Origin of the sequence: Litoribrevibacter albus (assembly GCF_030159995.1) — a bacterium.
In the GTDB taxonomy this organism is placed as follows: Bacteria; Pseudomonadota; Gammaproteobacteria; order Pseudomonadales; family Litoribrevibacteraceae; genus Litoribrevibacter; species Litoribrevibacter albus.
In genome coordinates this window covers 49,534-67,061 of the sequence record NZ_BSNM01000016.1, presented here as the reverse complement: position 1 = coordinate 67,061, position 17,528 = coordinate 49,534, and the positions used below count along the sequence as shown (strand labels likewise).

Sequence of the window (17,528 nt, the reverse complement as noted above, 5' to 3'; positions counted from 1 at the left end):
AGCTCACCAGGCTTTCAGATTATCGACGTTTTTTAATTAAGAGAAGATTTTTCCTTCGTTGGCGTATTTATAATGTAAAAACGCCAAGTTTAATCCTTTAGGAGTCAGTAGATCTCGGGCATAAGGAATGACCGTCAGATCTCTGTTATCCATTTCTTGAATTTCCTTTTCGGATAGAGGCTTATAAAACACATGGCCTCTTTTCACAAATGGGTAAGGAAATTTATTTTTCTTTTTCCCTTTCCTGTAAATCACGGGGTAAGGTAAATGCATAAATATGGGTGTAAAAGGAAAAATTCTTTTTAATCCCATGTTATGAGCTTTGACTTTATTCTTTCTTTCTGAGGGTTCGAAGCTCCAATTTAAAGAGTTAAGTCGCTCGACATTCAGGATGCCTACATCTGCATAGGAACCACGATCGTCATCATCTTCAAAACTGTACGCATGTAATTCATTATTTATCTTTATGGCGCCGAGTCTACGTAAAAATCTAGGGTCAACTTGAATGATGTTTTCATCTGCGTCGAAATACTGTGAATACTCGTTTAACACTAACTCGTTAAGAGGGCGCACGAACTGCATATCATCCTGAACAAAGAAGAGGTACTTATATCCTTTTTCTAGAGCATACTCATATGAGCTTTGTATGTTTTGGTGTAATCGGCCTCTAGATGAAGTTTTCTTTTCCTTAGAAAGTAAAAAGAGTTCTTTAAAGAGATCTGAGTTATTTTTGAGCGTGGTGACTGTATTCGGGTTTGTGCTACCGTCGTCATACACGATGCAATCGTAACCGGCAGCGAACTCTCTAATAGAGGATAGAAGCATACTCAGCTCCTTGTCCTGATTGTAAGAAAAAATACAGATGAGTAAGTTGTCTTTGGTAATCATTTATTTAGCCATTGTTTTAGCGAGTTCAGCGACTTTATTGAAGTTCTCTTCAATTTGAATTTTTGCTACATTCGTGAATTCTTTAATCTGAGGATCAAACTCTTTGGGTGTATTTTTAACGGCTGATTCTCGGGAATTGAAGTGATACTCTGGAACTCCCATGTCTTTTAACATGGCTTCGGTTTTCCACGTGTTGCTGTCCCATGTGGCGAAAGGTATTTCAAGTAAAGCTGAGATTACTGCGGCATGAAAGCGACCGGCACAAATACGACTGTATTGAGTTAGTTGATAAATGTATTCGGCTGGAGAGTGATTATGAGCAGAGAAGTCACCCTTAACTCTTTTCTTAAATGGGCCGAACTTATATTGGTATTCTTTTCTCACGTTGTCAGTGATGCCTAGATCTTTGATTGGGTTGGGCTTAGGGAAGGAACGAACAAAGCTTGATGCGAAAATGACATCAGGAACGACGTGACAATTTACACCTTGCAGTTGTATCTCTTCGGCACTGTAGCTTTCCCTTGCTGAAATATGTAGGAATTCTTTTAGTGCGTCGTTTCTAGGGTTTTCCTGATATACGCAGTTTAGAAGAACAGAGGGATACTTCTTTGCTATTTCTAGTAAGTGAGGGTTTCTTCCGTGGTGAATTGATCCCTCTCCATTCACCACGACTAAATCTACCGAGTCTAGTTGAGACTTATAGTCTTCGATGTTGAAGTTTTTAGGCAAACTAATTACTAAGTCCAGGCCTGTACGTTTAAATTGTTCTCTATATACCTGACCGACTAACTGACAACCAAAGTGATTACTAAAAAGGCTGGTGTCGTTGATAAATGCAACTTTCATTTAAATCCCTTATAGAGCAAGGTGTCGTGGAAATATTTGAGGGTTTGAAATGGTTATTATTGTATAGTAATTATCTCAATACTGTTATTTGCTTTTCGTAGAGCTTAGGGGACAATGTCCCAGTCTTTACCTAATTTTTTCCCTTGAATAATAATTGATTGTGTGAATTTTTGTTCTGCTACCCAATCGTGAGGGCCAAGGTTTTGTTTTTTCTTAAATAATGTGTCAGAGCTTTTAAAATCAAAACCATATATTCGAAGGTGATCAGGATTGATAACATTACAAATATAATCAATCATCATAGCGCCAGTTGATGGGCGTTTACCTCCCAGGCGTTGGCTGAGAGCCTCCCATCGTTCTTTGGGATAGCGGGAGAAATTTTTTTGCTTTGTTACCCATTTAGGAAAATATTCTTGGGAGGGCGACATCCACATTAAAGGACATTTACCGAAGTACCAACGAAATGAAAGCCAGGATATTGGGCATGATGTGCCCACAAGAGTCGTTTTTTTTCCTTGAGATTCTTTTTTTTGGGGGAAGCCTTTATTCAGTCGCACTACACTTGTGTGTTGATCTATCATATTTCCATAGTTTTTTTCTAAAAGGCTTGTTGCATTACCTACGATGCATATATCTTGTGACAGTGGCTCTGATTTATCTTTAAGCATCATTTATCCTCTTTGGAATACTGTGGTATTAATCAGCACCGAACAGATCTCTAGTGTAAACCTTGTCTTCTACATCTTTTAGTTCATCCGCCATGCGATTGGTTATGATGACATCTGACATACGTTTGAATTCCTCTAGATCTTTAATTACCCGAGAGTGTGCAAACTCATGTTCATCAAGCACAGGTTCGTAAATAACGACTTCAATGCCTTCGCCTTTGATTCGTTTCATCACACCCTGCATCGCTGAGGCCCGGAAATTATCAGATCCCGACTTCATAATTAGTCGATATACACCAACAACTTCTGGCTTTCGCTTAATAATAGAGTCAGCAATGAAGTCTTTACGAGTACGGTTCGCTTCAACAATCGCACCAATAATTTCATTTGGCACATCTTCGTAGTTTGCTCTGAGCTGTTTGGTGTCTTTTGGAAGGCAATAACCGCCATAACCAAACGATGGGTTGTTGTAGTGACTGCCGATTCGTGGATCTAATCCAACACCTTCAATTATTTGTTTAGTATTTAAACCATGAGTTTCGGCGTAGGTGTCGAGTTCATTGAAGTAGGCTACACGTAGTGCCAGGTATGTATTAGAAAAGAGCTTAACCGCTTCGGCTTCTGTACTGTCAGTAAAGAGCACAGGAATATCTTCTTTGATGGCGCCTTGCTGTAATAGTTGTGCGAATGTTGCTGCTCGTTCGCTTTGTTCTCCAACAATGATTCGAGATGGGTAAAGGTTGTCATACAAAGCTTTGCCTTCACGGAGGAATTCTGGTGAGAACATTAAGTTATCAAGATTTAAACGACTCTTAATGTCTTTGGTATAACCCACCGGAATGGTTGATTTAATCACCATAATTGCATCAGGATGAATGGCTTGTACATCTTGAATTACGGCTTCTACCGACTTTGTATTGAAATAATTGGTTTCAGGATCGTAATCGGTGGGCGTAGCAATAATTACGAAGTCAGCATTGCTGTAAGCTTGCTCTTTGTTTGTGGTCGCTTGTAAGTTTAGAGTGTGATTAGTTAAATAATCGCTGATTTCAGTATCTTCGATTGGAGATATCTTGTTATTTAATTGATCTACTTTGTCTTGAACTAAGTCTATGGCTACTACTTCGTTATGCTGGGCTAGTAATACTGCATTAGAAAGGCCTACATAACCAATTCCGGCGACGGCAATTTTCATTCTTAGATACTCTGGTAAATCGTTTGTAAGATACTTTATGAGATAAGATAAAGAGCCTTATAGGCTCTTAAGATACTCTGCAAATTCCCCATCCAGCTCCGGATGGCGTAAGCCATATTCGATATTGGCTTTCATATAGCCTAGTTTACTTCCGCAATCGTGGCTTTTTCCGACAATGCGATAGGCTTCAACAGTCTCGACATCCATTAACATGGCAATGGCGTCGGTGAGTTGAATTTCGTCTCCAGCACCTAGTGGTGTTTTACGCAAAAGCGGCCAGATAAATTTAGACAGTACGTAACGACCAACCACGGCTTGATTTGAAGGCGCCTCTTCTTGTTTTGGCTTTTCCACAATGCTGCTCATGGCTTTGCTTTCGCCTGATTTCAGAGACTCTCCACCAATGTTAACGACACCGTATTTATGAACTAATTCTTCAGGGACTTCTTCCACCATGATTTGGCTGGATCGCGTCTCTTTGAAGCGCTTAATCATTGCCGATAAATTATCTTCTTTCGGATTTGATAAGGCATCATCAATTAAAACATCGGGTAGTAAGACAACAACATCGTCATCACCAACGACGGATTGAGCACACATCACGGCATGCCCTAAGCCTTTGGCTTCGTTTTGTCTTACGGAGATGATAGTAACGTGTTCTGGACAGATAGCTCGTACTTCTTCAAGCAGTTGACGTTTAACCCGGCGTTCAAGTTGGGTCTCCAGCTCAAAACTGGTGTCAAAGTGGTTTTCAATGGAATTTTTACTGGAGTGAGTGACCAGTACGATTTCAGTGATTCCGGCGGCAATCGCTTCATTGACCACGTATTGAATTAAGGGCTTATCAACAACGGGCAGCATCTCTTTTGGAATTGCTTTTGTGGCTGGCAACATGCGAGTACCCAGCCCTGCAACAGGAATTACGGCTTTCATTCTTTAATCATCTCATAAACTTAAAACTGGGCAGAATGCTATCAAATTCACTGCTTTGGGGCCAGTTAAAAGAAATTAATGAATTGGCGTGGATTCATCATTAATCACTTAAATAATTCTGTATAATTCGCCCAGAATTGTTCGTTGGTATGTAAGTTGAGGTCAGTGTGTCACCTAAAGCGAAAGCCATTTGGTTTTTATACAGTGTTCTTTGGTATGTTCTTTTGCCTTTGGTGATGTTGAGGTTGGCTTATCGATCAAGGAAGGCACCTGCTTATGGTGAAAGGGTAGCTGAACGATTTGGTCTGTTTCGCTACGATTCGTCAAAAGAAGCGATTTGGGTTCACTCCGTATCTGTGGGTGAAACACTTGCTGCAGCGCCGTTAGTGAAGCAGCTACTTAAGAAATATCCAGAATGCCAGGTGGTGGTAACGACCATGACACCGACAGGGTCTGAGCGTGTAAAGGCCCTATTTGGCGACTCGGTATTCCATGTCTATGCTCCGTATGACTTTCCGATTGCGGTTAAACGCTTTTATAAAAAGATTCGCCCTAAGATGGCCATTATTATGGAAACCGAGTTATGGCCCAATACGCTAAAGATTGCCGATCAACAGCATATTCCTGTGGTCTTGGCCAATGCTCGTTTGTCTGAACGATCAGCCGCCGGTTATAAAAAAGTGGGCTTTGTCTCAGAAGAAATGCTTAAGTGTTTGACGCTTATTGCTGCACAGAATGAACCTGATGCCGAACGATTCAGATCTTTGGGCGTCTCTGATCAGCAGTTGTATGTGACGGGCAGTATTAAGTTTGATGTACAGATCCCGGATGGATTGTCGGAGCAAGCATTCCAGTTGCGTAAGTGTCTGGGGAATGATCGTGATATTTTCATTGCGGCCAGTACGCATGAAGGTGAAGAGAGTCAGCTTCTCGATCTCTATCAACAATTAAAACGTGTGTTACCAGAGTTGCTTCTGGTTATCGTTCCCCGCCATCCAGAACGGTTTCGATCTGTTGAGCAATTGATTGTTCGCAGAGGGTTGTCAGTGGCTCGTCGAAGCAAGGGTGAAGCATGTAGTGATTCTACTGATGTTTACCTTGGCGATACCATGGGTGAGATGATGTTGATGTACCAAGCTTCTGACGTAGTCTTTATGGGGGGGAGTCTTGTCGAACATGGTGGTCATAACCCTATGGAACCTGCTGCCTTAGGTAAGCCGATTTTAACGGGAACTCATACCTTTAACTTTGATGAAATCATGAAAAGGATGATTGAGTCAGGGTCAGTGAAACAAATTAAGAACAGCATTGAGTTGATGTCGGAAGTTCAGCAGTTGTTTACCGATGGAGACCTGTATCAGCGTATGTCAAAAGCCAGTATTGATGTAGTTAAAAAGAATCAGGGCGCACTGAGCTATTTGTTGGAATTAATTGATAATGAGTTGAAACGATAGTTACTAAGCATTTAATTGTAGAAATAGAAAAGGCGCCATTTGGCGCCTTTTCTATAGGTGTTTCACTGATGTTTCTGTGTGAATACCGAATGACGTTTGAGTTATAAATTCTTAGTCACTTCAACCGTGGTTACTTTACCGCCAGTTAACCAGTTATTCAGCTCTTCAATATCGGTTTGAGCGAGTTCACCCGATACCAACTTCAACTGGAAATAGGCCACGATGTAATCATAACGTGCATCCGCAAGATTTCGTTGTGCTTCGTAAAGGTTGCGCTGTGCAATCAGAACATCAACGATGTTACGTGTTCCCACTTCATAGCCTAACTCAGTTGCTTCCAAGGCACTTTGGCTCGAGATAACGGACTGTTTGCGAGCATCGATGCGCAGCACACTGGAGGTCACCAGAGAGTAGAGTGTACGAGTTTGCTGAGTAATGTTGCGATTAGCAAAGATCTGATTGTATTGTGCTTCTTCAAGGTTGGCTGTTGCTTGACGAACCGAAGCACTGACTCCGCCGCCTGCATAAAGAGGCAGGCTGAAGTTTAATGAAACAACCGTGTTTTCTGGGTCGGTATCAGCCAATTGGTTTTCACCATCAATGGTTTGTTGACCGTACTTAGCGGTTAGATCAATTGTAGGGTAGTGACCTGCGCGAGATGAATCCAAGCTTTCTTGTGCTGCACTGACCGCGTATTGACTGGCTGCCAACGACGGGTTTTTTTCCAGTGCTTTGGTTACCCATTCACCCGCTGATGCCGGAATTGGATCGGTGATTGGATACTCTTGTGACAATGCGTCCAGGTTAGGATAAACCTCGCCAGTGAGCTTGGTCAGATCCTCAAAGGCAATGTTGAGATCATTCTGGGCCACAATACGATTTACTCGTGCACCATCGAAAGATGCTTGTGCTTCGTGTACGTCAGTAATCGGAATTAAGCCCACTTCAAAGTGTTGCTTTGTCTGTTCTAACTGGCGGCCAACGGCTTTTTCTTCGGCAATACGAAGCGTTAAATTTTCATGCGCTCTGAGCACTTCGATGTACGCTGTTGCCGTACGCAGGGTCAGACTTTGCTGATCTGCCAAATAAGTGTATTGGGCGGCGTGAGTGGAATTCTGTGCTGCTTTCCAGTTGTTCCAAACAGAACCATCAAACAGTACCTGGCGGCCTTGAACGTTCCACTCGGTAATTTCGCTGTCCGTATCCGGAATGTTGGAGTTGGTGGTGTCTGAATTTGTATAGCTAGCGCCGAGACCGACTTGAGGAAGCAAGCTAGAGAAGGCTTGCTCTTCAACTTCTTTATTGCTGTTGAAACGTGCTTTCGATGCCGCAATCTCTGCATCCTTAACAATGGCGTCTTGGTAGATGTCGACCAAGTTTGCAGACCAGGCAGGCGCAACGCCCAACGTCAGCAAAAGCGCAGAATATTTTAAATGTCCTTTCAGCATGTGATAGTGACCTTAGTCTTTTAGTTAGAAGTCTTGGTTAAAAATCGATCCCCGCCACAGTATATACGACCCAGCGATGAAGACGCACTATATAACGCTAAACAAAATAGAAGCTTTGTATGAATCGGGGCGACTCTAATGGATGGGAAATTAGAGTGTTCAAATGAAATTTAAGTTCAAATGGATTGTGCCAATGGTTTCTTAAAAATGCCGTTAAAGATTTTGTGGTTGTTTGCTTGGCTCAGCTGTAACAAAATAGCGCCTTTAAAATTACAAAAAGTCCCAGATAGGCTACATTGGCTTATTCAGAAGTTCCTTTAGAGTTTGTGTGTTAGATGATTTCTGTTTTGAAAATAAGTTTGTTGAGCTTCATGGCTACGATTAGGAGAAGGACGATATGAGTGCAATTCCAGAAGATTTTCTAAGTAAGAACGCCAAAGTAGATCAGGCGTCGATTCAGCCTTTTCCTAATTCTCGTAAAGTCTATGTAGAAGGTTCTCGTAAAGATATTCAAGTACCAATGAGAGAAATCTCTTTGGCCGACACCCCGACCGAGTTTGGTGGTGAGAAGAATGACCCTGTAATGGTGTATGACACCTCAGGTCCATATACCGATCCACAAGCAGACATCGATATCCGTAAAGGTTTGGCTGATGTTCGTGGCGCATGGATTGAAGAGCGTCAGGATACGGAACTGTTGGATAATTTCAGTTCGGAGTTCTGCCGTGAGCGCATGGCGGATGAGTCTTTGGATCAATTACGTTTTGATTTAACTCGTCAGCCGCGCAAAGCGAAAGCGGGCAAGAACGTGACTCAGCTGCATTACGCGCGTCAGGGCATTATCACGCCGGAGATGGAATACATCGCCATCCGTGAAAACAGTAAGTTGCAAGCCCTAAAGGCCAGTGATCTGATTAAACAACAGCACCCGGGAGAATCCTTCGGAGCCAATATTCCGGAAGAGATTACCCCTGAGTTTGTTCGAGAAGAAGTGGCTCGTGGCCGCGCGATCATTCCTGCCAATATCAACCACCCTGAAGTTGAACCTATGATCATCGGTCGTAACTTCCTGGTGAAAATCAACGGCAATATTGGTAATTCGGCGTTGGGCTCTTCTATTGAAGAAGAAGTAGAAAAGCTAACGTGGGGTACACGTTGGGGTGCGGATACCGTGATGGACTTATCCACAGGTAAGAACATCCACGAAACCCGTGAATGGATCATTCGTAATTCTCATGTGCCGATTGGCACGGTTCCAATTTATCAAGCGTTGGAAAAAGTAAACGGCATTGCCGAAGACCTTACTTGGGAAGTATTCCGTGATACTTTGATTGAGCAGGCCGAGCAAGGGGTTGATTACTTTACGATTCACGCCGGTGTATTGCTTCGTTATGTTCCATTAACAGCAAAACGTGTAACCGGGATCGTGTCTCGTGGTGGTTCCATCATGGCAAAATGGTGTTTAGCGCATCATAAAGAAAACTTCCTTTACACTCATTTCGAAGAGATCTGTGAGATCTGTAAAGCCTACGACGTATCTTTCTCACTGGGTGATGGTTTACGTCCAGGTTCGGTGGCTGATGCTAATGATGAAGCACAGTTTGGTGAACTGGAAACGTTGGGTGAATTAACCAAGATTGCCTGGAAGCACGACGTTCAGGTGATGATTGAAGGCCCAGGTCATGTGCCAATGCATTTGATCAAAGAGAACATGGACAAACAGCTTCGCGAATGTGATGAAGCGCCTTTCTACACCTTGGGACCTTTGACGACAGATATCGCGCCGGGATATGACCACATTACCTCGGGTATTGGTGCGGCGATGATCGGTTGGTACGGCTGTGCGATGTTGTGTTACGTAACACCTAAAGAGCATTTGGGCCTACCAAACAAAGATGACGTGAAAACCGGGATCATCACCTATAAATTGGCGGCTCATGCGGCTGATTTGGCGAAAGGTCACCCTGGCGCTCAAATTCGGGATAACGCATTATCTAAAGCACGTTTTGAATTCCGTTGGGAAGACCAATTCAATTTAGCGCTTGATCCAGATACGGCTCGCTCATTCCATGATGAGACCTTACCAAAAGAGTCTGCGAAGGTAGCCCACTTCTGTTCAATGTGCGGACCGAAGTTCTGTTCTATGAAAATCTCGCAAGAGGTAAAAGACTACGCAGCTGCTAATCGTATTGATGCCGTTGATGTAGCGGTAGAGCAGGGAATGGAAGAGAAAGCGAATGAGTTTAAGGAACAAGGCAGTCAGCTGTATCATAAGGTATAGCGACTCACATGTTTCCGCTTTCCAAGGCCAGCATTGCTGGCCTTGTTTTATTTCGGCCTGTTGATGTTTGGCCGCTGTTTAAACCGAGAAACGCATACGAGAAGGATCGACCAATGGCATTTTCAAATATGACCAACCAGGATGTGGAAATCCTGGAAAAGAAAGAAGGATATCGCGGATTTTTCAGGCTCAATGTTTATAAATTACGCCATCGTTTGTTTGATGGTGGCTGGAGTCAGGAGATCACTCGTGAGCTCTTCGAACGTGGTCATGCGGTGGGAGTGTTGCTTCATGATCCTGAACGAGAGTGCATCCTAATGGTCGAACAATTTCGTCTTGGTGTTGCGGTTGCTGATAAAGGTGATTCTCCGTGGGCATTAGAAATCGTCGCCGGCATGCTGGATAAGAACAAACCGGCGGAAGAGGTGGCCCGAATGGAAGCGATGGAAGAAGCACATTGTGAGGTTGGAGCGCTGGAGCATATTCACGATTACTATTCCTCGACGGGTGGTAGTTCAGAACATGTTAAAATCTTCTATGGCCAAATAGATTCAACCGGTCTGGATGGTCGCATTGCAGGCTTGGATGAAGAATCTGAGGACATCAAGGTACATCTTGTCCCGACGAACGAGATTCCGGTTTTGCTTGCATCTGGCCGCGTTAATAACGCCATGGCCTTAATCGCATTACAGTGGTTTCTTTTGAATAAGTCTTCGAACAAAAGCTGTTAGACTTAGATAATAGGAATCTTGCAATGCTTGAGTTGTCTTTAACAGCTTGAGATTGAAACTTGGGGTACACATGAATCCATCGAAACGTTACATTCCAGATCTGGTCGAACAGTCTTCTCAATGCGAGCGAAACTATCTGAAGCTGATGAAGTTGATGCCGCAATTTGATGAGCAGGATGAATACCGTTACGAGTTACGATCTGAACATGGAGAATTGGGCGGTTTGCAGTTAAAAATCACCGAACGCTTCAGATACACTGCGACCGTTGAAGTGACTCAGTTGGTGGATTTGGGTGAATGGCTGCCGGCACCGACCATGTTGGTGCGCTTGTATCATGATGCACGAATGGCGGAAGTCATTGCCTATCAAAATAAACGCCGTTTTAAGGGCACCTATTCTTATCCAAATGACGATATGCATCATCGTGATGAAAAATGTCAGTTAAATCGCTTCTTGGGCCAGTGGTTAAATTATTGTATGGATCATGGCTGTCACCTGAGTTCCTTCACCAATATTTTGTCGGCGTAGTGAACCCGTCGACTTTCCTTCATTGAGCCTCTTCCTATAATTGTTACGCACTGTTATTTTGTGCGTTATCTATCATTTATTAGTCATTCATCAACGATATAGTTAGACTGTCTATAATTAAAATAAATAAAATTCGTAACTGTTGGTCATTGAATCTATTATCCATTATTCCATATGTTGAATTTTGCAGTGACAATGAAACGGTTTGTTAGCCAAGGAGAAAGGGTTAGTGGTAGCTGATCGCGTCCGCATTGTGCAGATTACGGACTCGCATTTGTTTAAAAGCACGGAAGGTGATTTGCTGGGTATGAAGACCGAGCATAGCCTTGGCTGTGTAACTTCCTTGGTTCAAGAGAAGACACCTGACTTTGATCTGGTTTTGGCGACGGGGGATATTTCCCAGGATGGCTCTATTGAGAGTTATCGACGTATGCGCCAGAGACTCGAAGCTTTCGGAGTGCCTTTCTATTGGTTGTCAGGCAATCATGATCAACATGATGTCATTACTGAAGCCAGCGACGGCACCAATGCTCTTCAGAAAATTATCGATCTTCCAGCTTGGCGAATTGTTATGCTGGATTCTTCCGTCAGTCAAAAGGTGCATGGCTATCTGAAACAACAAGAGCTGGATTTGTTGACCTCTGCCTTGGAGACGGACAAACACATCCTGGTTTGTTTTCATCATCATCCCATTAATGTAGGCGCTCGTTGGATCGATAATATTGGCGTTAAGAACGCCTCAGAGTTTATGGACGTAATTGATGGCCATCCTCAAGTAAAAGGTGTGCTTTGGGGGCATGTTCACCAAGAAGTGGATGAGTTTGTCGATGGTAAACGCCTGCTTGCTACGCCCTCTACCTGTATTCAATTTACCAAATACTCTGATGAATTTGCTGTGGATACCTTATCGCCGGGTTATCGTTACCTTGAGTTACTACCGGATGGCTCGATTGAAACGGAAGTACATCGTGTAACTGGTGTCGAGTTTACAATCGACTATTCTATTAAAGGGTATTAATAAACAACGGTAAGAAACTTTGCAGATGGCTTTAGGCTGGTCAACGCAGTAGGAGGCTTATTGAATGTCGTCATTGATATATATTCATGGTTTTAACAGCTCCCCCAATTCGACCAAGGCAAGGATCATAGGTAATTCACTCGACATACTGGGTTTTTCATCTGATAACTACATAGTACCTGATCTTAATTATGAGCCGGATCAGGCCATTGCCAAGCTGGTTGATTGCATTGAAACCCTGTTGGCACGACAAGAAGACATATACTTGATCGGCAGTTCTCTGGGAGGATTTTACGCGACCTACCTGGCGGAGAAATACGGACTGAAGACCGTGTTGGTTAATCCTGCGATAAGGCCCTATGAATTACTAATGGATTACTTAGGCCCGAATAAAAATATTTATACGGGTGAAGAATACGATATTTCAGAAGAACATGTTGCACAGCTCAAAGCGCTGGATATTAGCTCTGTAACATCACCGTCTGATTATCTTGTGTTGGTACAAACGGATGATGAAACACTGGATTATCGTCAGGCAACCAATAAATTCTGGCAATCACCGTTAGTGATTGAATATGGTGGAAATCATAGCTTTGAGGATTTTCAGTCTAAACTAATACTGATGAAGCAATTTTTTAGTCCACCAACACAAGCATTGTCTTAAGGAAGTGCAATAACAGTGATGACCCATGTTCAATCACCCGATCAAACGTCGAATCCTCGCAACGTTATGAGTTCTAGTTCTACGCTGTTTGCTTCTGGCTCAGATGATCAGTTGGTATTTGCGGATCACTTGGAAACCTCCGAAGATGATCAGGAGGTTATTGGCAAAGAACCTTGGCAGGTTCTTATTGTAGATGATGACAGTGATGTCCATCAGATCACGCGCCTTGCACTGCGCACTTTTTCTTTTGAAGGTCGAGCCTTAGAGCTTCACAGCGTGTATAGCGCAGAAGAAGCTCGGAAAGAGCTGTCCAAGCCCAATCAATATGCAGCCATTTTGCTGGATGTCGTTATGGAAAGTGACGACGCCGGCTTGAAGCTGGTCAACTTTATTCGTAATGAACTGAAAGATCATAATGTTCGAGTGATCATTCGAACCGGACAACCTGGGTTGGCGCCTGCTGACCGTGTTTACATTGAATACGACATTAATGATTATGTGGCAAAAACTGAGCTGACGGCGAATAAGTTATCGCTGGTGGTGCTTGGTGCGTTGCGGTCCTATCGGGACATTATGGCGGCACAGGAATTACAGAAACAGCTACACAAAGTTGAGCAGGAATCCGAAGCTGCAAAAGCCGCATCTCAGGCAAAATCCCAATTCCTGGCTCATATGAGTCATGAAATCAGAACGCCATTGAATGGTGTTATTGGGATGCTGGATTTACTGAGGCAAACACATCTCTCCGAAGAGCAGGACTATTTCGCGCGAATCATTGATAAATCAGCGCATTCCTTACTGAGTGTGGTTAATGACATTCTGGATTTCAAAAAGATCGAAGCTGGTAAGTTAGAACTGGATGAAGTGACGTTTTCGGTAAAAGACATGCTGGATGACGTGCAGGCAACCTTCTATGCCCCGTTGCACCATAATCAGCAGACGCTCACGATTCGCATTTCTGAGTCAGTACCTGGTGAGCTTTTGGGGGATGAAATCCGCATCAAGCAGATTCTGATTAATTTAATCGGGAATGCTATTAAGTTTACCCCTAAGCAGGGGCGAATCTCAGTGGTATTGTCGGGCAGTTCTGATCCTGTTCATAAGCGCTACCAGTTAGAAATTTCGGTAACGGATACAGGGATTGGAATGACGGAAGAACAACAAAAGAACTTGTTCAGCCCGTTTTCTCAGGCCGATACATCAACCACTCGTGAATTCGGTGGTACCGGGCTTGGTTTGGATATCTCCCGTCAGTTAGCAGAGATGATGGGCGGTGGTATTACTCTGAAAAGTATTCAGGGGCAGGGTTCGACCTTTATTGTTTCCCTCAATCTCGGATGCTTGGCTCATTTATCCCAAGAGCAGCAAATAGCCGCTGATGTAAACTCGATCATCCTGGAAGGACCACTACAAATTCTGGTTGCAGAGGACGACAAAACCAATCAGAAGGTCATCCGTGCCATGCTTACTAAACTGGGACATCAGGTTACCATCGTCGAAAATGGCACCGAAGTTGAACCGGCCCTGAAAAATGGCGAATTTGACGTCATCATGATGGATTATCACATGCCTGAGATGGATGGTATCGAGGCGACTAAGTTGCTGCGATCCAAGTCCGAGTTTTTAGATATCCCCATTGTGGCATTGACGGCTGCGACCTCTACAGAAGAACGTGATCGTTGTTTAAATGCGGGGATGAATGATTTTCTGACCAAGCCTTATACGCTGGATGGCTTATCCAAAGTGTTAGGAAAAATCGGTCGTTCTCATTCCGGGTTTTAAGTGCTTTTTCGTGTTTGATTTGAATTCAGAATCTTTACTCCGGTGCTAGAAATCACTGGCATCTCGATGAAAAATTCCATAAGGTAAAACCTCACTTTATCCTAGTCATGATTTGGTTTATTTTTGTGCAGTTTGCGCCGATCCAGGGGCATCTGTCGTCAAATCTCATCATCGTTCCGCTTGAAGATTAATTAGGTAGTTAAGAAAGAGTTTCTATGACCAGTTCCAATTACAACGCCGAGTCCATTGAAGTTCTGAGTGGTTTAGACCCTGTAAAAAAACGCCCAGGGATGTACACCGAAACAACACGGCCCAACCATTTAGCACAAGAAGTTATTGATAACTCGGTGGATGAAGCCTTGGCGGGCCACGCCAAGATGGTCAAAGTGACCCTTCACGAAGATAATTCACTGGAAATTGAGGACGATGGTCGTGGCATGCCGGTGGATATACACCCGGAAGAAGGGGTGTCCGGGGTTGAATTGATCCTTACCCGTTTACACGCCGGTGGTAAGTTCTCTAATAAAAACTACCAGTTTTCTGGTGGTCTCCACGGGGTGGGGATCTCCGTAGTAAACGCCTTATCTAATCGAGTCGACATTCATATCAAGCGTGATGGTCAGCAATACCATATTGCCTTTGCTGATGGTGATAAGGTTGAAGAGCTGGAAGTAACCGGAACCGTGGGTAAGAAGAACACAGGTACCACTGTTCGCTTTTATCCTGATCCTCAATATTTTGATAGCCCTAAGTTTTCTGTGGCGCGCTTACGCCATGTGCTCAGAGCCAAAGCGGTATTATGCCCTGGACTGAAAGTTATCTTCGTCCAAAAAGCGCTGAATGAAACCGAAGAGTGGTTTTATCAGGACGGTTTGAAAGACTATCTTGCTGGTCATACCCAGGTTTATGAAGTTCTGCCACAAGAGCCATTCGTAGGCTCGATGGCGGGTGAGCATGAGGCTGTAGATTGGGCAGTGCAGTGGTTGCCGGAAGGTGGTGAACTGATTCAGGAAAGTTACGTTAACCTTATTCCAACTGCTCAGGGTGGGACGCACGTTAACGGTTTACGGACTGGTTTATTAGAAGCCATGCGTGAATTCTGTGAATTCCGCAATTTGTTACCTCGTGGTATTAAACTTACGCCAGAAGATGTCTGGGAACGTTGTTGTTATGTGCTTTCAGCTAAGTTGGAAGACCCTCAGTTCTCGGGTCAGACCAAAGAGCGGCTATCTTCCCGTAACTGTGCTGCATTCGTTTCAGGTGTCGTAAAAGATGCCTTTAGCTTATGGCTAAACCAGCATACCGAAGTGGCTGAGCAGTTGGCTGAACTGTGCATCAGTAACGCTCAACGTCGTTTAAAGGCGAGTAAGAAGGTTGCGCGTAAGAAAGTAACTCAAGGGCCAGCACTGCCGGGTAAATTGGCGGATTGTTCCGGTCAGGATACCATGCGCAGTGAATTGTTTCTGGTGGAAGGGGATTCTGCAGGTGGTTCGGCTAAGCAAGCCCGAAATCGTGAGTTCCAGGCGATCATGCCGTTGCGCGGTAAGATTCTGAATACCTGGGAAGTGGACTCTGCGGAAATTCTGGCGTCACAAGAAGTGCATGACATTGCGGTGGCGGTCGGTGTAGATCCGGGCGCTGAAAGCTTGGATGCGCTCCGTTATGGCAAGGTTTGTATCCTTGCGGATGCGGACTCGGATGGTCTCCACATTGCGACCTTGTTGTGTGCCTTGTTTGTTAAGCACTTCCGTCCGTTAGTCGAGCAAGGTCACGTGTATGTTGCTATGCCACCGTTGTATCGCATCGACATTGGTAAAGACGTTTACTACGCACTGGACGATGCTGAAAAAGAAGGCGTACTGGATCGTATCAAGGCTGAAAAGAAACGCGGAACTGTCAATGTTCAGCGATTCAAAGGGTTGGGTGAAATGAACCCGCTTCAGTTACGTGAAACTACCATGGACCCGGATACCCGTCGTTTAGTGCAACTTACACTGGACGATGAGGATCGAGCCGACAAAATGCTGGATATGATGCTTGCTAAGAAACGTGCGGGTGATCGTAAAGACTGGCTGCAAAGCAAAGGAAATTTAGCGACGGTTTAAATTTTCTCTTCTTTATTTTCTTTCTGGAAGGTCGAGGTCTCTCGCCTTCCATCTTAATTTACCGCTTACCTTCACGTTTAGACTCTCCCAATCTCAGGTCATCTATAATGTAACGAGTCCACTCGTTATGAAAGATTCTATGAATAGACTTTTCGAAATAGCGTTCTTAGCCATTTTTCTCTGTGCTTCTAATGTTATGGCGGAAGAAACCCTGATCTTCTATGAAGGCGATCCGCCGTTGTCTCATCCTGCGGGGCAAGCGCCCAGTGGTGTCTATTTTGATCTTGTGACGGCTATTTTTGATGACCTTGGTGTCAGCTATACCGTTCACAGTCTGCCGTTCAAGCGCGCGTTAATGCAGGCTAAAGAAGGAAAAGGGATTGTGGCCGGAATCTTTAAGACTGAGGAACGAGCCCAATACCTGGATTTTTCAGAGAATTTTTACAGCACACAAGTGGTGTTGTTTACGGTTAAACACCGTTCTTTCCCTTATGCTCAAATGGATGACCTTAGAAATAAAAAGATCGGTGCCAAACTCGGTTGGAGCTACGGTCAGGCGTTTGATACGGCCCGAAGTGAGGGGCTGTTTTCTGTAGTGGAAGGGGAAAGTACCAGTCTGATAAATCAACTGCTGCAGGGGCGCACGGATGCATTTATCGATAATAAGCTAACCGGGATCTATACCTTTAAAGAGCTGGGTATTATCGATCAAATGGAGATTTTACCCACTCCGATCGATACCGGGCCTCATTATCTCGGTGCTCAGAAAGGCGCTAAACAAACGTTATTAGCTCAGTTCAATGAACGGTTAGCGGCATTCAAAAAGAACGGACGCTATCAGAGCATTCTTGCCCCTTATGCTCAGTAATCTTTGGCAGGTCTGCTTCTTTTTTCTCTTTGTGCTCTGGTTTGTTTCTATCGCGATTGATTTCGTTTATAAACACCCCCTCCGTTCCATTCGTTATTTATGATCGTCTGGTTTTGTC

Annotated in this window: 15 protein-coding genes; 9 read left to right on the top strand and 6 right to left on the bottom strand. The window is 44.0% G+C overall.

What is annotated here, in order from left to right; translation table 11 throughout:
* Positions 1-36: 36 nt before the first annotated feature.
* The 5 genes from QQL66_RS15100 to galU all read right to left on the bottom strand — a co-directional run bounded on the left by QQL66_RS15100 (position 37) and on the right by galU (position 4,530).
* The gene (locus QQL66_RS15100; protein WP_284382515.1) at positions 37-825 is read right to left on the bottom strand and encodes a hypothetical protein; all 789 of its coding nucleotides are present in this window, start codon (positions 823-825) and stop codon (positions 37-39) included.
* Between the two features lie 63 nt (positions 826-888).
* Positions 889-1,734, bottom strand: coding sequence for a polysaccharide pyruvyl transferase family protein (locus QQL66_RS15095; RefSeq protein WP_284382514.1), 846 nt, complete (start codon positions 1,732-1,734; stop codon positions 889-891).
* A 104-nt stretch (positions 1,735-1,838) separates the two neighbouring features.
* Positions 1,839-2,405, bottom strand: coding sequence for a glycosyltransferase family 29 protein (locus QQL66_RS15090; protein WP_284382513.1), 567 nt, complete (start codon positions 2,403-2,405; stop codon positions 1,839-1,841).
* Positions 2,406-2,430: 25 nt separating this feature from the next.
* Entirely contained in the window at positions 2,431-3,597 is a 1,167-nt protein-coding gene (locus QQL66_RS15085; protein WP_284382511.1) for a nucleotide sugar dehydrogenase, read from the bottom strand.
* A 57-nt stretch (positions 3,598-3,654) separates the two neighbouring features.
* Positions 3,655-4,530 carry a UTP--glucose-1-phosphate uridylyltransferase GalU gene (galU, locus tag QQL66_RS15080; protein WP_284382509.1) on the bottom strand — a complete coding sequence of 292 codons (876 nt, stop codon included), beginning with the start codon at positions 4,528-4,530 and terminating at the stop codon, positions 3,655-3,657.
* A 167-nt stretch (positions 4,531-4,697) separates the two neighbouring features.
* Here galU and waaA point away from each other — a divergent pair, with 167 nt between their 5' ends.
* Positions 4,698-5,984, top strand: a complete 1,287-nt coding sequence (gene waaA / locus QQL66_RS15075) for a lipid IV(A) 3-deoxy-D-manno-octulosonic acid transferase (RefSeq protein WP_284382508.1) — start codon at positions 4,698-4,700, stop codon at positions 5,982-5,984.
* 101 nt (positions 5,985-6,085) lie between these two features.
* Here waaA and QQL66_RS15070 read toward each other — a convergent pair whose 3' ends face one another.
* On the bottom strand, positions 6,086-7,432 hold the full coding sequence (locus QQL66_RS15070; protein WP_284382507.1) for a TolC family outer membrane protein: 1,347 nt from the start codon (positions 7,430-7,432) through the stop codon (positions 6,086-6,088).
* Between the two features lie 397 nt (positions 7,433-7,829).
* Here QQL66_RS15070 and thiC point away from each other — a divergent pair, with 397 nt between their 5' ends.
* The 8 genes from thiC to QQL66_RS15030 all read left to right on the top strand — a co-directional run bounded on the left by thiC (position 7,830) and on the right by QQL66_RS15030 (position 17,410).
* Entirely contained in the window at positions 7,830-9,713 is a 1,884-nt protein-coding gene (gene thiC, locus QQL66_RS15065) for a phosphomethylpyrimidine synthase ThiC (RefSeq protein WP_284382506.1), read from the top strand.
* 113 nt (positions 9,714-9,826) lie between these two features.
* Positions 9,827-10,444 carry an NUDIX domain-containing protein gene (locus tag QQL66_RS15060; protein WP_284382505.1) on the top strand — a complete coding sequence of 206 codons (618 nt, stop codon included), beginning with the start codon at positions 9,827-9,829 and terminating at the stop codon, positions 10,442-10,444.
* A 70-nt stretch (positions 10,445-10,514) separates the two neighbouring features.
* Complete coding sequence (locus QQL66_RS15055) at positions 10,515-10,973, top strand: DUF1249 domain-containing protein (protein ID WP_284382503.1); 459 nt, start codon at positions 10,515-10,517, stop codon at positions 10,971-10,973.
* A 229-nt stretch (positions 10,974-11,202) separates the two neighbouring features.
* A complete protein-coding gene (gene cpdA, locus QQL66_RS15050) occupies positions 11,203-11,991 on the top strand; it encodes a 3',5'-cyclic-AMP phosphodiesterase (protein WP_284382502.1) in 789 nt (262 codons plus the stop codon).
* A 64-nt stretch (positions 11,992-12,055) separates the two neighbouring features.
* On the top strand, positions 12,056-12,655 hold the full coding sequence (locus tag QQL66_RS15045; protein ID WP_284382500.1) for a YqiA/YcfP family alpha/beta fold hydrolase: 600 nt from the start codon (positions 12,056-12,058) through the stop codon (positions 12,653-12,655).
* Positions 12,656-12,721: 66 nt separating this feature from the next.
* Complete coding sequence (locus QQL66_RS15040) at positions 12,722-14,437, top strand: response regulator (protein WP_284382498.1); 1,716 nt, start codon at positions 12,722-12,724, stop codon at positions 14,435-14,437.
* A gap of 215 nt (positions 14,438-14,652) precedes the next feature.
* Positions 14,653-16,542 (top strand): DNA topoisomerase IV subunit B, encoded by a 1,890-nt coding sequence (gene parE / locus QQL66_RS15035; RefSeq protein WP_284382497.1) that lies wholly within the window; start codon positions 14,653-14,655, stop codon positions 16,540-16,542.
* Positions 16,543-16,681: 139 nt separating this feature from the next.
* Complete coding sequence (locus QQL66_RS15030; protein ID WP_284382496.1) at positions 16,682-17,410, top strand: substrate-binding periplasmic protein; 729 nt, start codon at positions 16,682-16,684, stop codon at positions 17,408-17,410.
* The last annotated feature ends 118 nt before the right edge of the window (positions 17,411-17,528 follow it).

Bases quoted from the DNA above. Each gene is read 5' to 3' on its own strand.
- QQL66_RS15040 (WP_284382498.1), top strand. From the start codon at position 12,722: ATGAGTTCTAGTTCTACGCTGTTTGCTTCTGGCTCAGATGATCAGTTG.
- QQL66_RS15030 (WP_284382496.1), top strand. From the start codon at position 16,682: ATGAATAGACTTTTCGAAATAGCGTTCTTAGCCATTTTTCTCTGTGCT.
- QQL66_RS15085 (WP_284382511.1), bottom strand. From the start codon at position 3,597: ATGAAAATTGCCGTCGCCGGAATTGGTTATGTAGGCCTTTCTAATGCA.
- QQL66_RS15070 (WP_284382507.1), bottom strand. From the start codon at position 7,432: ATGCTGAAAGGACATTTAAAATATTCTGCGCTTTTGCTGACGTTGGGC.
- parE (WP_284382497.1), top strand. From the start codon at position 14,653: ATGACCAGTTCCAATTACAACGCCGAGTCCATTGAAGTTCTGAGTGGT.
- galU (WP_284382509.1), bottom strand. From the start codon at position 4,530: ATGAAAGCCGTAATTCCTGTTGCAGGGCTGGGTACTCGCATGTTGCCA.
- QQL66_RS15095 (WP_284382514.1), bottom strand. From the start codon at position 1,734: ATGAAAGTTGCATTTATCAACGACACCAGCCTTTTTAGTAATCACTTT.
- QQL66_RS15090 (WP_284382513.1), bottom strand. From the start codon at position 2,405: ATGATGCTTAAAGATAAATCAGAGCCACTGTCACAAGATATATGCATC.
- thiC (WP_284382506.1), top strand. From the start codon at position 7,830: ATGAGTGCAATTCCAGAAGATTTTCTAAGTAAGAACGCCAAAGTAGAT.
- QQL66_RS15055 (WP_284382503.1), top strand. From the start codon at position 10,515: ATGAATCCATCGAAACGTTACATTCCAGATCTGGTCGAACAGTCTTCT.
- QQL66_RS15100 (WP_284382515.1), bottom strand. From the start codon at position 825: ATGCTTCTATCCTCTATTAGAGAGTTCGCTGCCGGTTACGATTGCATC.
- QQL66_RS15045 (WP_284382500.1), top strand. From the start codon at position 12,056: ATGTCGTCATTGATATATATTCATGGTTTTAACAGCTCCCCCAATTCG.
- QQL66_RS15060 (WP_284382505.1), top strand. From the start codon at position 9,827: ATGGCATTTTCAAATATGACCAACCAGGATGTGGAAATCCTGGAAAAG.